The organism is Streptomyces sp. adm13(2018) (genome assembly GCF_008042145.1).
Taxonomy (GTDB): domain Bacteria; phylum Actinomycetota; class Actinomycetes; order Streptomycetales; family Streptomycetaceae; genus Streptomyces.
This window is the reverse complement of the sequence record NZ_RDBH01000128.1, coordinates 1,016-3,348: the sequence shown is the minus strand read 5'-3', so window position 1 is coordinate 3,348 and position 2,333 is coordinate 1,016. Positions and strand designations below refer to the sequence as shown.

Annotated in this window: 2 protein-coding genes; both read right to left on the bottom strand. The window is 72.9% G+C overall.

The window, feature by feature from the left end:
- Positions 1 to 50: 50 nt before the first annotated feature.
- On the bottom strand, positions 51 to 695 hold the full coding sequence (locus tag EAO70_RS16685) for a dihydrofolate reductase family protein (protein ID WP_148003767.1): 645 nt from the start codon (positions 693 to 695) through the stop codon (positions 51 to 53).
- 212 nt (positions 696 to 907) lie between these two features.
- Positions 908 to 2,333: amino acid permease (locus tag EAO70_RS16680; protein ID WP_148003768.1), on the bottom strand; the 1,426-nt coding region annotated here is incomplete at its 5' end.

Here is a 2,333-nt window from a genome sequence, read left to right as displayed (position 1 = left end):
CTTTCACCGGTGTGCCCGCCCATGTCGGGGCGTCGGCGCGCGCCGGGGGGTCAGCCCTCGTCGGCCAGACCGCGGTCGGGCCGGCTCATGTCCCCCGTCACGGGGAGACCGTCGGCGATCCCGTACCGCAGGAACACGGTTCCCGCCGGCCCCGCCTGCGGCGGCGCGAGGAGCCTGACGTTGGTGGGCACCGCCCCGTCGTCGAACACCTTCTTCCCCACGCCGAGCACGACCGGGTGCAGCCACAGGTCGAGACGGTCGTAGAGCTTCTCGCGCAGCAGGGTCTGCACGAGGTTCAGGCTGCCGACCACCTTCACGTTCTCATGGCGGTCGCGGATCTCCCGCACGGCCCCGGCGAGGTCCGGGCCGAGCTGCGTGGACCCGGACCATGACAGGGCGGGCGTGCCGCGGGAGGCCACGTACTTCGGGACCGCGTTGAACAGGCGGGCGATGTCACCGTCCTCCCCTTCGTCCTGGTGGGGCCAGTAGGCGGCGAAGATGTCGTACGTCCGCCGGCCGAGCAGCAGCGCGTCCGTGCCCTCGTACGCTGCTCCGATCTGCGCTCCGGCGACCTCGTCGAGCAGGGGCGCCTGCCAGCCGCCGAACGGGAAGCCGGCCGGGTCCTCCTCGGGACCGCCGGGCGCCTGCCCGACGAGGTCGAGGGTCGCGAACATCTCGATGGTGATGAGGCCCATGCCTTGCTCCCGGTGAGTGGAGTGTCTCCGTCCAGAGATAGACCCCCCGGGAGGCCCGGACTCATCGACGCGGCGGAATCCCGCACGGCCCGGCCTGGGTGTTGGGCCGTCCGGCTCAAGCGCGAGGCCGGCGTACCGCGGATGCGCGGTACGCCGGCCTCGTGGTGCGTCGGGGTGCGTCTTGGTGCGGGGGTGCCTCGGAGCGCCGTCCGTCAGCTCCGGCGGGAGCGGCGGAGGGTGGTCAGCGCGTAGCAGCCGAGCAGGACGGCGGTGAAGGCGAGACCGATGCCGGCCGCCTGACGCATGTCCGGGACCTCGATCGCGGTGGCGGCGACGGCCAGGACCCCGGCCCCGGCCACCAGCGCGAGCCTGCTGCCGCCCGGAACGGTGAAGCCCGTGAACTCCTCGGGATGCGCGTCCCGGTGGCGGCGGAAGGCGATGTAGGAGGCGAGGATCAGCAGCCACACCAGCAACACCGCGAAGAGGGCGATCGACATCAGGATCCCGAAGATGCCGCCGACGTCGTAGAAGGCGAGCAGTGCGGCGGCGGCGATGCCCAGGGTGGAGGCGGCCAGGGCGTTGGCCGGGACCCCGCGCGCGGTGAGCCGGGCCAGGGGTGCCGGGGCCAGGCCGTCGTCGCCGAGGGAGTGCAGGAGGCGGGAGGCGCCGTACAGATGGGCGTTGGCGGCGGAGACGGCGGCGATGAGCACGACGAGGTTGGTGAGGGTCGCGGCGGCGGGGACGCCGACGTCGGAGAAGACCCGGACGAAGGGGCTCGCCTCGACGCTGCCGTCGCCGGCGGCCAGGCGCCGCCACGGGATCAGGGCCACGACCAGGGTGATCGCCAGGACGTAGAAGACGCTGAGCCGCCAGGCGAGCTGCCGCATCGCGGTGCGGATGGACCGCTGCGGGTCGGTGGCCTCGGCCGACGCGATGGCGACGACCTCGAACCCGGCGTACGCGAACATCACCACCGACATCGCGATCCAGATCGACTTCACGCCCTGCGGCACGAACCCGCCGTCGTCGGTGAGGTGGGCGAAGCCGGTGGCCCCGGTGTCCGGCAGGCCGAAGAGGACGAGGAACGCCGCGCAGAGGATGAACGCGCAGAGCGCGGTCACCTTGATGGTGGACAGCCAGAACTCGGTGGTGCCGAAGGACTTCACGTTGATGACGTTGACGGCGAGCACCACTGCCGCGACCGCGAGGATCGCCGCGGACATCGGCACTCCGGGCCACCACCAGCGGAGGTAGAGCGCGGAGGCGACGACCTCGGTGCCGATGACCACGACGGCGCTGAACCAGTACGTCCAGCGGGTGACGAAGCCGGCCCACGGCCCCAGGTACCGGTGTGCGACGGCGCCGAAGGAGCCCTGCACCGGATGCGCGGCGGACATCTCGCCGAGCAGGACGGCGATGATCGCGACGAGGACGGCGCCGATCGCGTACGAGACGATCACCGCGGGTCCCGCGGCGGATATCGCCGAGCCGGAGCCCAGGAAGAGCCCGGTGCCGAGCGCGGAGCCCAGGCCGATCATGGTCGTCTGCCGCGGCGTGAGGGAGCGGACGAGGCCGCCGCCGCGCGCGGCTGCCTCCTCCCCGCCGGACGGGGACGCGGGGGCGGGGTCGGTCGGGGAC

What these genes read in the sequence shown, in the direction of transcription:
- EAO70_RS16685 (WP_148003767.1), bottom strand. Translation starts at nt 695, where the DNA reads ATGGGCCTCATCACCATCGAGATGTTCGCGACCCTCGACCTCGTCGGG.